The organism is Pseudomonas sp. JAI120, assembly GCF_014207255.1.
Classification (GTDB): Bacteria; Pseudomonadota; Gammaproteobacteria; order Pseudomonadales; family Pseudomonadaceae; genus Aquipseudomonas.
In genome coordinates, this window is sequence record NZ_JACHCZ010000001.1 from 1,688,770 (window position 1) to 1,705,680 (window position 16,911).

Here is a 16,911-nt window from a genome sequence, read left to right on the forward strand (position 1 = left end):
GATTTAGGTAAACTGCCCGCCCTTCGCGGAGGCTGACATGCAAGACGACGATTTTTCCCTGTTCAAAAACGAGCTGCGCGGCGTCAAGCCGATCAAGCACGACCGCGCCGACACCGGCAAACCCAAGGCCGACCGCGCGCAGATCGCCAAGTTGCGCCAGGCCGCGACCGTGCGCACCGACGCCACTACCGTCGATGGCCTGTCGGACCAGTTCGTGATTGACGTCGGCCCTGAAGACGAACTGATGTGGGCCCGCGACGGCGTGCAGGAAAGCCAGATGCGCAAGCTCAAGGTTGGTCAGATCCCGTTCGAAGGCAGCCTCGACTTGCACGGCATGAACGTGGAAAAAGCCCGGGAAACCCTGTGGGCCTTCCTCGCCGAAGCCACCAAGTTCGAAATCCGCTGCGTGCGCGTCACCCATGGCAAGGCCGTGCGGTTGGACGGCAAGCGGCCGATGATCAAGAGCCACGTCAACACCTGGCTGCGCCAGCATGCCCAGGTGCTCGGCTTTACCTCGTGCCAGGCACGCCACGGTGGGGCGGGGGCGGTGTATGTGATGCTCAAGCGCACGATGATGGAAGGGCGCGACGAGTAACAAGTGCCATCGTCAGGCTTGCAGCGATGTGTCGGCCACCGTAACCTTGCGCTTTGCGAAAATCCCACAGGTAGTTTCATGTCCCTGGAACAGAATTACACCGCGATTCTAAAGGGGTAAGGCAAAGTAATAATAGTCAATGAAATCGGGTACTTGCTTACTCAGCATTACCCGGTTTTGACCTGCTTTACACGGCCATTGGTACAAAAATTGGTACGAGATCCATCCCCTCCCCGGCGTCCTGCCGACGAACACAAATTACCTCAAGAACACCGGCTGCTAATCTGTTCATTCCACCAGAGGAACGCCGATGACCAACTCAGACCTGCTCCCCTCCCTGCTCTCCAAGTTCTACGAAAACCAACTTGCTCTTGAAGCCTCAATCATGGAGCTATCGAACTGGGTTGAGCAGCGCGGCTCCGCAGATGTAGCCGAGAATATCCGGGGCGCTCTGCACACCATCGACGAGAACGAAGAGTTCATAAAACTGACCCTGGCAGTGCTCATGGCGCCGGAGTAAATCCTACAGCTCGTCGCCTCAAATCGCCCAACCGACAAACCTCGATTACTGTATACACATACAGTATTTGAGCGCACCACCATGACCATCGATGAAGACACCTGCAAGTGGCTCGGATGCCCGACGCCGCTGGAAATGTACAAGCACCAGTGCGCGCTGCTCGAGGACGAACTCACGGAGACCCAGGCACTACTGCGCAAGTCGAGGCTGAACATCGCCGGCTTGGTTCAGATGAACGACGTGCTGGTCACCGGCAAGGCATGCGCAGAGGAGGCACTTAAGGTTGCGCGGCAGGAGCTCGAAGAATTGAAGCAGGCCGGATCACCACCCAGCATACTCAGCATCAAGCTCGTGGCCGAACAGCGCGACTACCTTCTTAGGGAGAATCAACGATTGCTGGCAGAGCTGAAGAAGATTACCGAGCCACAGCCCTGACGTAAGCCTGGCACGCCCGCAGCGCGATCACGGCGTTATCCCCGTCGTCGGTGATGGCGATAATTCGTTGAGCATGCGCTGGGTCAAGTTGGGCTCGACGGGCTGCATGAACCACGCCGACGGCGCCGGGGGTGGCAGGCACGTTGCAGCCTCTGGTTGGATCCTCGGCGAGAAGGACTGACAGCCGGACACCATCGGTAGCAAGACGGTCACGCAGGAGAGCCTGGTTGCGCTGGGCATCGGATGATTCCTTGATGTGTTGTTGGTTCTTAGACAGCAAACCACCCTCCCCGGCATCCTGCCCATGAACACAAACTCAGGACATCTTCGGACCAGATCGCGGTCTACGCCCTGATTGAATCCCAATAAGACCACATAGTGCGTAAGGCTAACTCCGTCTGATATCATGACGGAATGATGACACGCACTACAGATTGTGCACCGAGATAAATAAAACGAAGGGAACGTCGTATGTACATAATCGGGCTTATCCTTTCTTTCAAAATAGCGCTTCTAATCTCAATTTTTCTTGTAGCGGCGAAATTGTGCAAGGAAGCCAAATCTTTTAGAGAATGCGGATTGACTGACTCCCATATAAAGAGATTTTATAAGGAAAATTTGGCCTCATCCTCTTCGACAGTGGGCCAACTCACCTTTATCCTTGGCTCATTGCTCTCTTTGATTTCCATGGCAACGATCTGGGTTGTTGATTGACTCTTAACGCTGAGGAACGAGTGCCATGACGTATGCCTGGCAAGCTCGTAGCGCGTTAATCCTTGGGCGCCGGGGTCGGCAGGCACGTTGCAGCCACTGGCTGAATCCTAGGGGAGGACTGACAACCGCAGATCAGAAGTGGCAAGGCTTCCGCAGAGGCTGCGCTCGCATAAGCACTTGAGCGCATATCAGCCATTAACGATCAGGCGCCCTATAATTTTAGCTTTCGCCCCATTGATCTTATTATCGGCCAGCGTGATCACCTGCTAATTGAGAATCAGCGGCTACTGATGTGGTTGGCCGCGCGCAGGGGCCCAGAGCGCTAGCCCGCATTCAAGTCGAAGGCCAGCATCCCCCAAAAAAACGTAACAGTGGTCGGCGCAGTCACGAATCTGTATTCTGGCCGGCTGCCGATTAGGCCTCCTAATCAGCAGTGAACGAGCATGGAATGGACGATCCAAAAAAATGACTTCAGAAAATAAAATTCAATATGTATCTATTCAGATTGTGAGAGGCATAGCTGCCTTACTAATCGTCTTATTTCACTCGCATATCGCTGTAGATATGATGCCTGGCGATCATAAGGTCAACATACCATTTGCGTATAGTCGCGGTCATTGGGCTGTTTACCTGTTTTTTGTCGTCAGCGGATTCATTATCACTCACGTCACATCTGGCGAAAAATTCAAAATCCGTCCGTTCCTGGCGAAGCGGATTATCAGGATATACCCAATATGGTGGCTGTCATTTATATTTGCCCTGATGGGTCTGTACATCTTCAACGTTTCTTTTGCATATGGCACTCCATTTGATATGGAGTCGTACATAAAGTCGTTCTTATTGCTTCCAAGCGTCGTAAAACCAATAAACTCGGTGGGATGGACTTTAATTTACGAGGTTCTGTTCTATCTGGTTTCAGCTCTTGTGCTGATTCGATACAACCACAAAATTCTCATGCTAACTATTCTTTCGCTATTTGGTATCGGAGCAATCCTGTATTCAATTTCTCCGAATCATACGTGGCTCGTAAACCCGCTTGGGCACCACCTCTTTTCACAGTTTCAGCTTCTGTTTGCCACTGGAATAGCCCTATACCTCTATCAAGACAAACTTTCCTGGATTCACCCGGCAATGGCGCTAATCCTTTCCATGGCAACTTTGGCAAGTGTCATCTATGCGCCTTCGGCAGCTTTAGGTAATGGAGAGCTTTATTTCGTAGTATTTGGTGTTTCGCTAGCATCTAGCTTACTGATAGTTTCCCTATTAAACAGCGAAAAACGGGGCTGGCTACGAAGCCAAAACAAGGCTATTGCAAACCCGGTTTCCATCATGAACGCGATCGGTAACTGCTCATTCAGCCTGTATTTGTTCCACTGGGGGATTTTTACAATCGTGGGTTCTAAGGCAACACAGGCATATCTAGGCCTGCCAGCATGGAGTGTGGAGCTCTGGCGATTCGGATGGATAGCCGTTTCGATTGCCATAGCCCTGCTCATGTACCGATTCTTTGAATCCCCTATTTCTCGTCACGGCGGACGAATTATCCGTAACAGCCGCCTATTCTCGTAGACTTTGAGCAAAATCGGGTTCATGCCAGCACATTCTTTGCCCGCGCCCACAATTGCAGGCGATCTTCCAGGCCATTGAGTCCACCGTTAATGCGGCGGGTGATCTTCGTGAACTCACCCTGATCCGCCAGCGTGTTCAGGCCTTTCATAGACCAGAACCAAGCCGCCGACATCGCGGCGTACTGCGGCTCCTCCAGCAGCGTGGGTTGATTGATCAGGTCCAGGCCCAGCGCTTCACCGCATGCGGCGTGGTTCGCCCGTCCGGTGATCTGGATCAGCCCACGCCCACGATACTTCGAGCCGTCACCCTTGACGGTGTTGCCCAGATCCGCACGGCCTTCGTACGTGAGCTGCTGCGCCGTGGGGCCCCATATCTCGCGCACGTAGCGCAGTTGGCCGGACTCGTGCCCAACCTGGGCGATGAATGCTGCGGCGCGCGCGGTTCCCACGATGCCGTAGCGGATCATGGCTGTATTCAGCGCAGGAACAAAAACGCCGGCTTGGCGGCCGGCGTTTGGAAGGATCTGCAGCAACTGCTGCTCAGTGATCGGCATGGCTTTCTCCAGGCAACAAAACCCGCCGAAGCGGGCTATATTTTTCGATTTACACGGAGGCTGGAGGGTCCGGCCACATCGGTGACGAAACGGTCAGGTCAACAAGCTTAAGAGCTCGATAATATGACTGCCAAGCCTTGGCAAGAACCGTCTCATCATCTGTTGCATCGCCAAGTTGCAAGGAGACCAACACTGGCGCCATTCTCTTAGACGCATCGTAAAGCAGACTTTCCTGCTGAATCGAATTTCTGGCAGTGATTTGCTCAGCGGTGGGCGGCGGCGGATCAGAAAGCATAGGCAAGCCATCAGGGCCCATAACGATAATCTTCCCGTCGTCAGACTGTCCTCGGATAAGTAGGGTCCGAAGATCATTAGTGATTTCTACCGCGTCTTCTGGAATGAAATTAATCGCGTCATCATAAAAACCCAACGTCACAAACGAATAGTAGATAGTCATATTTAGAACCCTATCGATAGCCAAGAAATCTGCTGAGCTGATGCGCCAGTAGTTACATTTACATCGTTTGTTATTACAACTTGAGAGTTTGAGATTGCGTTTGCATATGCCGAATAATTACCGTTAGTAGTGGAAGCGCTAGAATTTACAGTTGCGAGCGAAACCAATACTGACGAGGGAAAAACGGTCGAATAATTAACTGTAGTGCTGCCCTCAGAGGCTACAGATATTCTTCCCCACTGAAAAATAAGACCGCCCAACCAAGAAGGAAGAATCAAATATCCATTTGTTGAAAGAATATAAGATACGCCCCACTTTAGTTTCTTGGGTGTTACCACTGTCGCATCATCTGTGCCAGAGTTAACAATTGGTTGAGTTGCGACTTTTAATACCCCAAGATTCGACTCAGTAGCCTGACCAACTGAAGAAATTGGTGCGAGCAGCACAAGATCCGTGCCGTCGTACATCACGTCGGAAACTTGATCGGCAAAGAATGTCGCCGCAATTTTTGCGCCGGTGGCATCGTACTGCTTGAGATTCTTGGCACCCTTGCCGGATACGTTCAACGTGGGGTTAAGACCAGAATTCACAGGGAACTTCACCGTGAAGCGCTGATTCGTGGCGTATGCGGATATCGCTGGAGATGGTGTCAGCATCAGCACCGTGGCGGTGCCAGCCGCGGAGAACGCCGTGGCCTTCTGAGCCTGGAGTAGTTTGTAGAGTGCCTGCAGGAGTTGGTCCTGGGTGCCTTTTACAGGCGTGACGCCTCCGGCAGACAGGACACTCATCACCTCCTCCTGGACATCATTCAGCCAGTCGTCCGTTACAACTGTCGCCTGAATGCCTCCAACCGGATCCCCCTCGGTGAACTTGTTATCGACCGTAGCCCCAGGGCCGTCAATTCTGTGCATGCGTCATTCTCCGTAGGCGAATAGCGCAATCGTATGCGCCGGTTTCAATTGATTAATTTTGCATTCGAGGGTGTCGTTCCCCCATGTGCGCAGCCTCTCGCCGGCCGCCGAAACTCCGGCACGGAACGAAATGACCGATGTTTCAGGAGCACGGATCAACCAGGTGAAAACCCAGTCGCCGTTGGTGAGCGCGTCGCCTGCGCGCGAGAGGCCGGCCCGGAAAGGCCGATACTCTTCAATGGTTACCGTGTAACCGAGTGCGCCTGCCAGTTCGATGAAGTAGCCCGCCGACTGCCCGCCAGTGCTGGATAGTTTCGCCAGCAGGGCGTTCTTTCGGCCTTGCAGCGTTTCTTCCAAAACACCCGAGCATTTATCAGGAAGGCCTGCGACCCTCTCCCAGTCGCTCAGCATCTCGCTGGTGGTGGATGGGTTGGCCTCCATTGGAAGCGCTTCGCCCCGGCCGTCTACCCGGGCCAGTTCAATTGACATGCCATCAAGCAGGCTGTGAAGCGTGGTTCCAGATTCTCGCGGGAAAGCTTGTCCAGGAGGCAGCAGCGTTTTCAGCTGCTCCAGGTAGTCGGCAGCTGTTGGCATTACGCCTCCTTAAAAGCTGGAGAAGGTTATGGTGCCGGGCACTGCCATGTGTCCGGTGGCGTGCGCAACGTTCGCGGTCGGAGCCGTAATCTGGTTGTCCGCTTCGCCAGCCGCGATTGATACGGCCTCTCGTAGATGGCTGATCAATGTCGGGCTGCCAGGTTTCGAGTCACGGACAATCAGGTCAGCTACTTCTGCTCGCACCGCGACCTGGACAGCGGCCGTGTTCGGCGACAGCTTCACCGCCAAATTGAGCGGGTCCGCTACAGGAGCCGCTACGAAAACCTCGGCGGTCAACGGGCGACGGGCATCAATATAAGCCTGAACCTCTGCGACCTTGGCCGCGTTCGGGATGATGTTGTCTTCTCCATCACACACGAACAATACAGTCACAGTCCCGGCGCCCATCTGAAGCGGATACACCCACACACGGGTAACGCCGGGGACCTCAAGAGCCCAAAGCTCATAGTCTGAGGCTGCACCGCCGTGTGGCGGCTGCCTGATACGCTTTAGCAGCCGACTGAGCAATTGCTCGTCCGTCTCAACATCAAGACCGCCATCAATGTCCGTGGCCGCAGATCCGGTCGATTGAACACCGGCCACGGGTGAAAACAGAAACAGTGGCGTTCCGGCCTGCGCATCGCCAGCGGCACCAGCCTCTACGGCGACAACAGTCGGCTGGAGCGTGATATCAGTGAACACCGCATCAGCCAGGACGCGGTACTGCACACCATCTTGCCGCTGTAGGATTGTCCCGGCCGGAAGCGGCGAGCCGATTGCGCCGGCAAGCAGCGCGGCGCCGGTCGAATAATCAGCGGCCTTGCGAAAGACTTTCCAGATCGCTGCCCAACGCTCAAGGTATTCCTTCTCGGCGGCGTCGATGATCGCCTGCTTGGCCGCCCACTCAAGGAAGCCGTAGAGCATGTGCACTGCGCCAGCCTCAGATCGGGCGAGGATACCCAACAGCGAACGGCGTAGCACCGCGCTTTGGACGCCAGTCACGCGGCCGCTGATGTCGGTGGTAACCCGGTCAATGAGCTCAGGCAAGGTTGGTCTAGCAAATGGCATCAGGCAGCCCTCTTGCCGGCCTGGGCCGACCATTCATAGTTGTATCGGTAGCGAACGGCCTGGCCGGTCGGACGATAGATGTCGATAACGAGCAGCATCACGCCGCGCGAGTGATATGAAGCGGCGACCTCGATCGTCGTGGCCACCATGTCATCAATCATCCAGGCCAAGGCGTCACGGCAATACTGCTCAGCGCGGCTCAGCGTTTGGGGCAGTTCTTTCTCCCTGGCCAGTAGCCAGAGCAGCGAGCCCGTCTGGTCGGTCGCCGAGACATTTGTGAGATCACCCCAGTAACCGCGCAAATCGTCCTGCTCATATTCGGGCGGGATCTGCTCAGCACTGGCGCGGCGATCGGTGAATAGGCTGATGATCACGGCAGTTTCAAGGCCGTCATCGCGCTCGAGGTCGAAACCAAACAGCACTAGGTCACCGCCAAACTCGGTCATTACCATCGCGGCGTCAGCCATTAAATGGGCGCTCCCGTGTTCGCAGGTCCAGACAACACGCCGCCATGCTGGTGAGTGCTGCCGATGTTCTTACCGTTGTTTGTAACGGTGCCGGTGGAATCAATATTCCCCTGGATTTTTACGTTACCGACCATCTCAATCTCTCCGATCATCTTGATGGTCGGGGCTTGAACCTCCGCATGCTGAACGGCAGTGACCTTAACCATGTCGCGCAGCAGCTCAACCTTGTTGCCAAGGTCGTCGTACATCGCGACCTCTCCAGCCTGCAGAACGAGACGGTAGCGGCGATCATCGACGGCGAGGACTATTCCCTGCTCGCGATTACCACCGATGAAGGCAACCGCCACGTCGCCGCCTTTTGCGTGGCTGGTGAAGCCGTAGTTCTGCATGTGTTCGATATCGTCTCGCAGCTCGTCCTTGAGCAACTCCACCTGCAACTGCTGCCGTCCGTTCGTGTCGGTTACCCGGCGCACAACACCACGGGCGAACATCATCATCACGCGGTTGCTGATATCTCGAATTGTGTTAACCATCTTTTTTGTCCTCTTCCCCGATGGCTTCCGCCCAAATATTCCGACCGCCCTTTTTCCCTGCCTTGCCTTTCTTCGAATCAGGAGGCTCCGGCGAAAAGGCTTGCGGGCTGACGATGTCGAGCTTGGTAGTGGTACCGCCCTCCCCCCGCTCGTAGGTGGCCTGCCGAATAATCATTTGCCCATCCATACGCAACCATGGCGACCTGACCTGCACCAGCATTCCTGGCTCCCAGATTGCCCCCCCCGGGCTTTGCCGCCAGCCCTGGACGGTTATGGAAGCGGAAGCTGATTTTCCCAGCCGGCTGTTGGCCTCCCAGGTAGCTCGCTCTTGGGCGCTGCCGTTCGATCCACCGGACTCAGCGACGATCAGCATCGGTCGATAACGCCTGACTCCGCTGTCGCTTGCCCCGCCCTCGACATGCGCCTCAGTGCCTCCATCACTGTTTGGGTTGTATCCAGCTTGCCCTTTAACCAAGTAATTGCGGAAACGCTGGCTGTGATCGATGCTTCCGGTGGCACTGAGGATGTTTTCACCCTGAACCAGTCCCACGGTGGCCCGCTTGTTACCCGCACGGGTGATCAGTAGGCCGCCGGCGCCATCCGTCGTCAGCAATAGGCGTCTCTGCTTGGCGTAACGTTCAATCGCTTCGAACGCTGTTTCGCCCTGCTGCAGTTTGCAGACCGTGAATGGAGCGCCCACCGGTACATCAGCCGAAACGCCGACACCGAATGGCTGGGCCAAGACCTGGGCGAAGCGCAGTAGGTCAATGCTCTTCCACTCGTCCGGCGTGTGCACGGCACTACAGTCGATCAGGTCCGATGTCCGGTCGCGCCCTTGGATATTGATGGTGTGGTCATTCGCGCTGAACGAAGGCTTGAAGATGTCGACATAGCCAACCACCATCGTTATTCCGCCGAGACGGACCTCGCACTTATCGCCAGGGAGGATGGGCCAGGGCTCAACTTGAGCGCTTCTGCCCTCCTGCCCTTCCCAGCGCTCCGTAAGGGTCACAGTGAACGCGCCAGAGGAAGCATCAACGGCACGCGTTACTCCAACCTGGGTCCACCCCGCGTAATTCATGCCGTTGACCAGCAGTTCAAGGTCATCCATTTGCAAGAACCTCAAGCTGTTGGCCGCCGATCAGGAAGCCTGGGCGGCGCGGGTCGTTGCGCAACACGATATCCTCGGCCCTGCTGGCGTCACCGTAGAGCTGATATGCAACAAGGAGAGACGGCAGCGTCTGCTTGGGCGAGAATGTCGCGAGTCGGGGCAAGTCCTGTTCAGGGTCAGGAACGGCCTGAACCACGGCGGTCCTTAAATCGGTAACCGCGACATACACCAGGTCGTTACTGGTCGACTCGCTCTCTTCGTCCAACCTGTCGGAAAGCTCAGTGCGCACCGCAACGGCCGCCTCGTAGCTATCGTATTTAGTCGGTTCGGAGGTTGTTTTCGTCCCGCCGTTGGAAACATCCTCAGTTGCCTGCGTGACCACTGCGGCGACAGCTGCCTCAGAAATGGCGACCTGACGAACGAGCGCGGATACGGCGCTGGTGTTCCTCACGACCTGCTGACGGCTCGGCGTAGCAGAAGAGGATGCATCGTCGGAGCTTGGGAAATACTGGCTGTAAAGACTCATCAGCATTCCGAAGGCGCTGCCGCCGAAGGCTGACCGGATGCTGCTGATAGCGTCAACGACCTGGCCAGCCAACTCGAGCGGGGCCTGGATCAGATTGAACGCATCAGAGCCGATGCCTTTGACCTTGTCGTAGTAGTCGGATACTGCCTGTATGTCGCTTGAAACGATGAACTCAGGCGAGCTCAAAAAATCGCTCAACCCTTTTATCTGCGTAGTGGCCGCATCGGCTACGAACGACGGGTAACCCTTGGTGAGGAAGTCGGCAATGAAGTTTTCCTTGCTGGCCTCGGTGACATCGCCCGCCTTTGCGCTGATCGCATTGACGCTGTCGACCTTGGCAGACGGGTAAGACGCCTCGCCCGCCTCGAGGAAAGTCATCGAGATCGTGCATTTGCCGCCCTCGTCTGAGGACTCGCTGACGTTGAGCCCTCGACAGACCACAGTCAACTCACCCCGGTACGGGTGAACCAACACTCCAGGGCCGGCTTGCTCGCAGACCTTGATCAGCTCTTCCCGGGCTACATCGTATTCTTTGCCCAGCAGATAGCCGGTGATGCCGAACTCCCGAGACTTGCGACCAAGGTCTTCCGTATACGGAATATCGCGCTGCGCCGCCTCGTGTACCGCCTGGCGACGGCCGTGACTGCTGTCTGCCGTAGCCACAAAAAAGCCCACGCCACGAAAGGTCGCGGCGCGGTAGTTGTCTCGCCAAGCCATGCTGTAACTCCAGCGGTAAGCCCAGGGGGAATGCCGTGGGATTTGTTTATTGGCGAATTGATACAAGACACAATTCCCTAAAAGGGATTTATGATCTCGATCTAACTCAATTTTACCTGTAGGGAATGCACCATGAAAAAGCTAGGAGCTATCATTCTTCTCACGGCGGCCGGCACTGCACTGGGCGCCGAAAGGCTTTCGACGGTGACCGTGTATGACCTCAAAGTGCCAGGCACGCCGGAAATTGCAAAAGAGCAAGGCTTCACCGATTGCAAGGACAACTACAGCAGTTACATATGCACCCGCACTAAGCCAACCGTTGTCGCCGGTATCAGTGCTAAAAGCGCTGCTGTATTTTTTGACGGTTCAGATCATTTTGCTGAAAAAAATAGGGAGTCGAGTCGCAAAGTGACTGACTTCCCTCCCGAAAAGCTCACCTATGGCGGTGTCCGACTTGAGTTCGAAGATCGGTACGCCTTCAAAGAAGCGCTAGCCTCCGATGGCTGGCTTGAGACAAGCAGTGGGAATAGTGCGCAGTTCTACAAGAGTGGAGTGGCCGCCAGCTTTTCGATGTACAAATCAGCGGTTTCACTCTCCCCCCTAAGCCTCAAAGAGGTCGAAGAGCAGGTATCGACCCTTAACGCCAAACAGGCCGAAAAGGCTAAGTCCGAGTCAAATTCCACCTCCTTCATTGATTCAATGAAGAAGTGATTTATTTGGGCGCCATCATCGAGTAACCGATGTCGGTATCGAAGGTCGCTCCCTGGCTGCCCTCGGTTTTCACTTTGGACCCTGCTGGGACGTTGTTCAGGTCGACCTGCACCCTTACTGCTTGCTCCGGCGGGGCCAACTGCTGAACAGCTTCCCGGCCGATCTGCGCAGCCCGTCGGCCAAGGTCGGTATCTGCACCACCAGTGGAGGCAGAGGGCGAACCACCCTCAGCACCGCCGCTCACCCCAGCACCATCAATGCCAAGCAACTTCTTAGCCCAATCGGGTAAGCCGTTCTTGATGGCGGCAACAGCCTCGGTGATCTTGCTGCCGAGGATTGCGCCCAGGTCCCAGCCTGTCAGGTACTTGATGAGGCCGTTGAAGCCTTCCATCATCAAAGTGATGGGGTTGTATTCCTTCCACAGCTTCCAGATACCGTTGATTATTCCGTCACTGAAGGCCGCCTTGACGCCCGCCCATTTGTCCTCGAAGAACCCGACGATGTTGTCCCAGTTCTTGTAGATGACATAGGCCGCGGCGCCGATGGCCACGATGGCCGCCAGGAACCAGCCGACCGGCGTTAGAGTGATAGCCAACCCGAGCCCCTTCAGGGCCAGCGCCAGGTTCAGCACCGCCATCAGGAAGCCGCCGCCGATGTACAAGCCCAGCGCCGTAAATATCAGGTTGGCGGTGCCGAAGGTTTCGGAAAGCGAACCGAATATCTCGATCACCGGCTGAACACCGTCGTACAGGTCACCAAGAAAGCCGGTGACTCGTTCGATGTTCCCAGGCAGGTTTTCAGCGAACGCCGTGGCGAATGCTTCAATCTGGGGACGGTACTTGACGATCGTCTCAATCAACCGCTTGCCCAGCATATTCAACTGCGGCACCAGGGAGCTTCCGATGCTATTGCTGACACCGCCGAGTGCCGCATGGATCGTGTCAAGCGTATCTCCGAAATCCTCACCTTCACGAACGGCGCTGTCAGAAATGACGACGCCGAGGCGACGAGCCTCGTCTGACATTTCCTTGAGCCCCGCACTGCCGCCGCGGATAAGCGGCAGTAGCTCAGTGGCACTCTTGCCGAAGATCTTCACCGCCGCCTGCGCTTGTAGGGAAGGGTCTTTGATCTTCGAGATTCGATCAACGAAGGTGTCGAACAAAGCATCGGAGCTTTTCAGCTTGCCGGACGAATCCTTGATATTGATGCCCAGGCCTTTGAACATTTGCGAAAGCTCTTTCGAGCCCGCCGTTGCTGCGCCGATGTTGATTTGCATCTTCTGCAGCGCACCGCCCAGTGTTTCCGCTGACGATCCGCTGAGCTTCGCTGCGAAGCTGAGCTCCTGGAATCGCTCGCGGCTGATGCCGGTACGCTCGGCAGTATCACCAATTGCGCCGGTTGCATCAGCGAAACCCTGGAAAAACATGTTCAGCGCAGCGCCTGTGATTCCCAGCGTGGCCCCGAGCCCCAGCAGCTTCCGGGTGCTTGAAGCAACCGCACTACCCACGCCGCCGATCGCACCGCCTAAGTTCTTCAGGCTGTTCGCGAAAATCGGCAGGCCGGTACGATCAAGCGCACCGGCAATGCCAGCGCTCGCCGCTTTGACCTTGCCGAATATCCCACGCAACGGCGCGGTGATCTTGTCCACGGCCGCGATGATGACGTTTAGGGAGTATCCTTTGTCTGCCATCCAACCCACTCCTCGGTGCGCTCAAGCCACCAATTCAGCTCGTCGAAATCCATTTCCATAACTTCCGACGGCTGAACGCTCATAACTTTGACGACGACGGTTACGCCTCCTTCCCACCCCCGAGGTGCTTCAGCAAAAAATCCCGGGCCTCGCCGATGACGGCGGCTTGATCGTCCTCGCTCAGCTCGTCGAGCAATGCAGGAGGATGGCCAACCATCTTGGCGCCGAGGTCAATCAGCGTGGCGAAGTCCATGTCCGCGCCGCCGTTGCCCTTGCCATCCGAAGTGATACGCAACGCATGGCCGCGCAGGTATTTCAGCTTGCGGGTTACGGTCAGCTCAGTGAACGTGTCCTTGCCGAACGTGATTTGCTCGGCGAGTTGAATCGTTTTTTCCTTTGCCATTACTTGATTTCCTCGGCAGAGATGCCTTCGAAGCGGCAAGCGATGTTGCCTTCTTCGGTGTTGCCGGTGCCCTCGCCTGCGTACCAGGCCTCACTCAGGGTGATGACCTTGCCGTTGGCGAGTTCCAGCGTGATGGTTGCGTCATCGAGCGTGACCAGGTCTTCAAGACTCAGCTCGTTGCGATCGGTGATCTCACCCTCAATAAATGGAATCTGAGGGGTTTCCTTGTATCCGTGGACAACGTCGGAGCCCACCACGCCTTCGCGTTTGGGCTTGCCGAGGTTGTAAGTGAAAGCGCCCTTGGCGAAGTAAATGTCGCCGTTGACCTTCAAGGCGATGAGTCCGCCAATACGGTTTTTTCCTGCCATGTTCTTTCTCCTGGCAATCGCCGTTACAGGCGGAACTGAATTTTGTTGGCGACGATTCGCAGCTGGTTGACCAGGTCAGGCGGGATCAGCAGATCCAGGCGATTTGGGTCGCTCTCGTTACGCTCGGCGATCAGGTTGGCCTTGAAGTCTTCCATGTTCTCCACCAGCCCCAGACGCTCCCACTCACGGAACTTCGAGACCGCCTCGGCCTTCATCACCACCGGTGTTACCACTGGCTGCCCGACGCCGTAGCGCGTGCCATCGTTGGCAAGCTTGTGCCGCGGGTACTTGCGCAGGATGTAGTCGCGCCAGTCGTGGCGGATGTACATCAGGGTGAACAGCGTTTCGCTGTCCAAGTAGCTGATGTCAGTGCCGCCGGCGGTGTTGGTTTTGTAGGTGGTGATCAGGCGCTCAACAACCATGGTGCCGTCGTTGTTGACCTTGCTGGTCGCGATACCGTCGAACAACAACAGGTTCCGTTCCTGGTTGGTGAACTTGTCCGCCGTGGCAGGCGCCAGGCACCAGGAGTACTGAAGATTCTGGATTGGCCGGGCCGGATCGATGGCAGCGTACAGGGCCGCAATGGCCATGGTCTCCGCGGCCTTCTCGTACGTTGGCATCGGCTCGTCGTTGGCCATAATGATGACCAGGTGCTGACTGTTGTGGCTGTCGCCAAGGGTTCCAAGGGAGCCTTGAGTGCCGCGCGCCGCTGTGAAGGCGTGGGCCTCGATTTCACGATCCCAGGCAAAGCGGCTGTTCAGTTCAGTCTTCACCGTCGCCAGGGTGGCTGCGTCGGTATATGCCAGCCCCCATACTTGGAACCACTCATCACCCAGAGCCGCCAGCGCCGAACCCAGTTCTGGGTTTCCAGAGCCGCCGGTGAAAGCGCTGATGGTGACCGCGACACCGGAAGGCAGTACCTGTCCGGTGTAATAGTTCACACGGGCGTTCAAGCTGTTACCGGCCTCGCCCTTGTGGCGACTAGTCAGCGTGACGGTGCCCGTTGCTGCCGTGGCGGTAACGGGCATGTCATCTGCGGCCGTAATCGCGGCGACCACAGATGCCGCGATCACGGTTGCTGTGTCGGCACTGATCACACCGACAGAGACGCGACGTCCGGCAATCATCAACTCGATGGTGCCGGATGCTGTGGCGGGGCCGGTGAACGCCAGCGTGGCGGCTGCTGCTACGCCTGCTGGATTATCAACCACCGGCATCACTTGCAGCTCGGTATAGGTATCGATCGCCATCGCCGCGCGAACCATACCAGCCAGCATCGAGCCCTTCCCGAACTGAACATCTGCCTGGGCCGGGCTGGTGATGCGGATCAGGGTGTTGGCAGCGGCAGCGCCGGCGGCCAGCTTCTGACCAATCAGCAGGCGACGGTAGCTGACCGGCTGAGGGCCTCGCACCGCCTTGCTGTTGTCGATCTCGCTGTAGACACCAGGCTTGCGAAGCGCGCCGGCACCAGGAATCGTATCCATTCCGATGGTCATTGTTTTTCACCCTTGGTTTCGGCCGGTACTACAGCCTCTTTGATGACGACGTCACCGGCCTTTTCCTTACGGATCCAGTAACTGTTGAGTTCCACAGGCAAGCCTTCTGGCTTGATCTGCTCATAGGTGTCGGGGTGACGCACCAGGCGGCCCTCGGCCGGTTTCACGAGCACGCGCGTGGTCATGGATTCAGGTCCTCGATGATGGTTTGTGCGCGATCAGCCGGATTCGGCTGCGCGTTGCCCAGGCTGTATTCGGTCTTAACCGACTTCAGGTCTGGCAGGCTTTGGTTGAACAGGTCGTCAGGGTGACGATCAAAATATTCAGCGTCGAAGATGAGGCGGCACGCGCCCGTCAGGTGCTCCGACTGGTCCAGTAGAACCATGCGCGAACGCACGTACTGCAGGTCATTCACCGTATCGCCGAGCGTGTCGTCCATAAGCAGGAGGCGCTCAACCTGACGGGCCAGCGTATCGAGCGTGTCGTCCAACGCTTCGTTGCCTTCGGCGTGTATTTCCACCACCAGCTCTACGCGGCGCCTGTACTCCCTGGGGGCCTGGTTAAAGATCTCTGCCGATTCATCCATCGTGTAAACGATGATCGCTGGTAGCTCGCTTTGCCATCCGTTGGAAATGAGCGGAGCCACGCGGCTTGCATAGACGCTGGCCCCCGCATTTGTGGCGCCCAGCAGCACCGCAACGGCCTGCTTGCGGATCAGTTCTCGTGGGTGAGCCATATTCAAACCTTGCGAAGGAACAAAGTTACGCCCGCCACACCGTCGGCTTGCACGTCGTGGATCTTGTACAAAACGCCACGCGCCTGGACGCGATCCCGGTTCGTAGGCTCGTTCGGCAAGTCAATCACTCGAACCCCGAGGGTGGGGTTGTTAGAAGACACCGGCGCGCCCGTCTCAGGATCGACGGTAACGTGGGCACTATCGAACACCGCCTGCGCCAGCGGCACACCAGGCGCAACACCATCGGTCAGCCAGTACACAGCGCCCAATGGATCAAGCTCTGCTGTCGGCTCACTGAAGGCGCGGATCGAAACGCCGAGCATGCGCTGGGCCATTGAGGCCCAGCCCATTTACGCCACCGCCGCCGGCGCGGATACGCCGTTCAGGCGGCAGGCGCCGGTGGCGGATGGGTTAGCGGCAACCTCAGTCGCCATACCCACCAACACCAGGCCGGTGGCCGACACGTTCGTCAGGGCACGGCTGGTGGTGTTCATGTAGATCGGGTCACCGATTGCCCAGGCCTGGGCGCTGATTTTGTTCAGGCCGAACACGCCGTCGAGCTTGAGCACCACCGGTGCAGCGGCTGCTTCGGTAGTAGCAGCCACGCCGACAATCGAACCGACTTTGTAGAGCTCGCCCGAAACAGTGCCGCCGGCTGGTGCTGGAACAGTCAGGCAGTCGCCGTGCTGGATGAAAGTCTTCATGCAAGGTCCCCTTTAGAGACAAAAACTGGAAAA

Annotated in this window: 22 protein-coding genes and 1 pseudogene; 5 read left to right on the forward strand and 18 right to left on the reverse strand. The window is 56.8% G+C overall.

Annotated features, from left to right (window positions below; all coding sequences use genetic code 11):
* Positions 1 to 37: 37 nt before the first annotated feature.
* From HDC32_RS07905 to HDC32_RS07915, 3 genes are all read left to right on the forward strand, one after another.
* Positions 38 to 595, forward strand: coding sequence for a Smr/MutS family protein (locus tag HDC32_RS07905; protein WP_105162625.1), 558 nt, complete (start codon positions 38 to 40; stop codon positions 593 to 595).
* A 310-nt stretch (positions 596 to 905) separates the two neighbouring features.
* Positions 906 to 1,115 carry a hypothetical protein gene (locus HDC32_RS07910; protein WP_184743344.1) on the forward strand — a complete coding sequence of 70 codons (210 nt, stop codon included), beginning with the start codon at positions 906 to 908 and terminating at the stop codon, positions 1,113 to 1,115.
* Between the two features lie 81 nt (positions 1,116 to 1,196).
* Entirely contained in the window at positions 1,197 to 1,550 is a 354-nt protein-coding gene (locus tag HDC32_RS07915) for a hypothetical protein (RefSeq protein ID WP_184743347.1), read from the forward strand.
* On the opposite strand, the pseudogene HDC32_RS07920 reads toward HDC32_RS07915, so the two are convergent.
* A pseudogene (locus tag HDC32_RS07920) lies at positions 1,531 to 1,821 on the reverse strand (lysis protein); the annotation flags it as partial. The gene HDC32_RS07915 and the pseudogene HDC32_RS07920 overlap by 20 nt on opposite strands.
* A 908-nt stretch (positions 1,822 to 2,729) precedes the next feature.
* Here HDC32_RS07920 and HDC32_RS07925 point away from each other — a divergent pair.
* Positions 2,730 to 3,833: an acyltransferase gene (locus HDC32_RS07925; RefSeq protein WP_184743350.1), complete on the forward strand. Its 1,104-nt coding sequence runs from the start codon at positions 2,730 to 2,732 to the stop codon at positions 3,831 to 3,833.
* Positions 3,834 to 3,852: 19 nt separating this feature from the next.
* Here HDC32_RS07925 and HDC32_RS07930 read toward each other — a convergent pair whose 3' ends face one another.
* Genes HDC32_RS07930 through HDC32_RS07970 form a run of 9 tightly spaced genes read right to left on the reverse strand, consistent with a single transcriptional unit; the run spans position 3,853 to position 10,770 of the window.
* On the reverse strand, positions 3,853 to 4,386 hold the full coding sequence (locus HDC32_RS07930) for a glycoside hydrolase family 19 protein (RefSeq protein WP_184743353.1): 534 nt from the start codon (positions 4,384 to 4,386) through the stop codon (positions 3,853 to 3,855).
* A 49-nt stretch (positions 4,387 to 4,435) separates the two neighbouring features.
* Entirely contained in the window at positions 4,436 to 4,843 is a 408-nt protein-coding gene (locus HDC32_RS07935) for a tail fiber assembly protein (RefSeq protein WP_184743356.1), read from the reverse strand.
* 2 nt (positions 4,844 to 4,845) lie between these two features.
* Complete coding sequence (locus HDC32_RS07940) at positions 4,846 to 5,754, reverse strand: hypothetical protein (protein ID WP_184743358.1); 909 nt, start codon at positions 5,752 to 5,754, stop codon at positions 4,846 to 4,848.
* 3 nt (positions 5,755 to 5,757) lie between these two features.
* Positions 5,758 to 6,348: a YmfQ family protein gene (locus tag HDC32_RS07945; RefSeq protein ID WP_184743361.1), complete on the reverse strand. Its 591-nt coding sequence runs from the start codon at positions 6,346 to 6,348 to the stop codon at positions 5,758 to 5,760.
* A 9-nt stretch (positions 6,349 to 6,357) separates the two neighbouring features.
* Positions 6,358 to 7,395, reverse strand: coding sequence for a baseplate J/gp47 family protein (locus tag HDC32_RS07950; protein ID WP_221461875.1), 1,038 nt, complete (start codon positions 7,393 to 7,395; stop codon positions 6,358 to 6,360).
* Positions 7,396 to 7,415: 20 nt separating this feature from the next.
* Positions 7,416 to 7,883: a phage GP46 family protein gene (locus tag HDC32_RS07955; RefSeq protein WP_221461876.1), complete on the reverse strand. Its 468-nt coding sequence runs from the start codon at positions 7,881 to 7,883 to the stop codon at positions 7,416 to 7,418.
* Positions 7,883 to 8,416 (reverse strand): phage baseplate assembly protein V, encoded by a 534-nt coding sequence (locus tag HDC32_RS07960; RefSeq protein WP_184743367.1) that lies wholly within the window; start codon positions 8,414 to 8,416, stop codon positions 7,883 to 7,885. The genes HDC32_RS07955 and HDC32_RS07960 overlap by 1 nt, the downstream gene beginning before the upstream one ends.
* On the reverse strand, positions 8,409 to 9,527 hold the full coding sequence (locus HDC32_RS07965) for a phage baseplate assembly protein (protein ID WP_184743369.1): 1,119 nt from the start codon (positions 9,525 to 9,527) through the stop codon (positions 8,409 to 8,411). Before HDC32_RS07965 ends, HDC32_RS07960 begins: the two co-directional genes overlap by 8 nt.
* The gene (locus HDC32_RS07970; RefSeq protein WP_184743371.1) at positions 9,520 to 10,770 is read right to left on the reverse strand and encodes a DNA circularization protein; all 1,251 of its coding nucleotides are present in this window, start codon (positions 10,768 to 10,770) and stop codon (positions 9,520 to 9,522) included. Before HDC32_RS07970 ends, HDC32_RS07965 begins: the two co-directional genes overlap by 8 nt.
* A 132-nt stretch (positions 10,771 to 10,902) precedes the next feature.
* Between HDC32_RS07970 and HDC32_RS07975 the strand changes: the two genes are divergently transcribed.
* On the forward strand, positions 10,903 to 11,481 hold the full coding sequence (locus tag HDC32_RS07975; RefSeq protein ID WP_184743374.1) for a hypothetical protein: 579 nt from the start codon (positions 10,903 to 10,905) through the stop codon (positions 11,479 to 11,481).
* Between the two features lies 1 nt (position 11,482).
* On the opposite strand, the gene HDC32_RS07980 is transcribed toward HDC32_RS07975, so the two are convergent.
* The 8 genes from HDC32_RS07980 to HDC32_RS08015 all read right to left on the reverse strand — a co-directional run bounded on the left by HDC32_RS07980 (position 11,483) and on the right by HDC32_RS08015 (position 16,878).
* Complete coding sequence (locus HDC32_RS07980) at positions 11,483 to 13,171, reverse strand: phage tail tape measure protein (RefSeq protein WP_184743377.1); 1,689 nt, start codon at positions 13,169 to 13,171, stop codon at positions 11,483 to 11,485.
* 100 nt (positions 13,172 to 13,271) lie between these two features.
* The gene (locus HDC32_RS07985; protein ID WP_025858882.1) at positions 13,272 to 13,574 is read right to left on the reverse strand and encodes a hypothetical protein; all 303 of its coding nucleotides are present in this window, start codon (positions 13,572 to 13,574) and stop codon (positions 13,272 to 13,274) included.
* A complete protein-coding gene (locus HDC32_RS07990; protein ID WP_184743380.1) occupies positions 13,574 to 13,942 on the reverse strand; it encodes a phage tail tube protein in 369 nt (122 codons plus the stop codon). Before HDC32_RS07990 ends, HDC32_RS07985 begins: the two co-directional genes overlap by 1 nt.
* 23 nt (positions 13,943 to 13,965) lie before the next feature.
* Entirely contained in the window at positions 13,966 to 15,426 is a 1,461-nt protein-coding gene (locus HDC32_RS07995) for a phage tail sheath subtilisin-like domain-containing protein (protein ID WP_221461877.1), read from the reverse strand.
* Positions 15,427 to 15,434: 8 nt separating this feature from the next.
* Positions 15,435 to 15,623, reverse strand: coding sequence for a DUF2635 domain-containing protein (locus HDC32_RS08000; RefSeq protein WP_025858885.1), 189 nt, complete (start codon positions 15,621 to 15,623; stop codon positions 15,435 to 15,437).
* Entirely contained in the window at positions 15,620 to 16,174 is a 555-nt protein-coding gene (locus tag HDC32_RS08005) for a hypothetical protein (RefSeq protein WP_184743386.1), read from the reverse strand. The genes HDC32_RS08000 and HDC32_RS08005 overlap by 4 nt, the downstream gene beginning before the upstream one ends.
* 2 nt (positions 16,175 to 16,176) lie before the next feature.
* Positions 16,177 to 16,524, reverse strand: coding sequence for a hypothetical protein (locus tag HDC32_RS08010; protein WP_184743389.1), 348 nt, complete (start codon positions 16,522 to 16,524; stop codon positions 16,177 to 16,179).
* Complete coding sequence (locus HDC32_RS08015; protein WP_122711681.1) at positions 16,525 to 16,878, reverse strand: DUF2190 family protein; 354 nt, start codon at positions 16,876 to 16,878, stop codon at positions 16,525 to 16,527.
* Positions 16,879 to 16,911: the final 33 nt, after the last annotated feature.